The 615-nt window shown below is 65.7% G+C and carries 1 protein-coding gene; it reads right to left on the bottom strand.

Features of this window, described 5'->3' with window-relative positions:
- Positions 1-535, bottom strand: a 535-nt coding sequence (locus tag ACU8YC_RS25595) for an AIDA repeat-containing protein (RefSeq protein ID WP_446896048.1), incomplete at its 3' end; no start/stop codon positions are given.
- Between the last annotated feature and the right edge of the window lie 80 nt (positions 536-615).

Below are 615 nucleotides of genomic sequence, written 5' to 3'. Positions count from 1 at the left end.
TTTTCCCGGTGGCCTGCCCGCCGTCAATGACCAGCATATCCCGCTGAAACTCCGGGTCAGACAGGTTAATCCTCATGTTAATGGTACCGCCCTGACCGACAAGACGGGTCGTGGTGAGTGTGCGGGGTGTGAAGGTGCTGTCAGCGGATGTGGCCGCCAGCCGGGTTCTGACCATATCGCCGGGCTCCGGCCCGAAGGTGATGGTGCCGGCGCTTTCAAGGGTGCCCTGGCTGACCACATTCCCGGCAATCGTCAGGGTGGCACTGTCCGTCAGGCGGGTGGTACCGGTCAGGACCGCACCGTCGCCCGCACTCAGGTTGCCACCACTGCCCACGGTGGTGTTGTCTGCCACGGCCCCGGCAGCCACACTGAAGCGGCCCCCGTTTTCAAGCAGGAGTCCGCTGGCTCTGCCGGAAGCCGCATCAATGCTGAATGCCCCCTGCGCATTAGTCCCGCTGACCGTGGCCCCGCTGTCGGCAATCAGGGCCCCGCCGGCATTCATCGTCACGTCTGTCGCCGTGCCGCCCGTGTTCACCTTCAGCGTCCCCTCGCGGTCCACGGTGGTGGTGTCCGCCCTGTCCCCGGTCAGCACCTCCAGCCGGCCACCATTTTCCA

It is taken from the genome of Citrobacter sp. VF227, assembly GCF_052950715.1.
The sequence above is the reverse complement of the archived record's forward strand: the minus strand, read 5'-3'. Positions and strand labels throughout refer to the sequence as shown.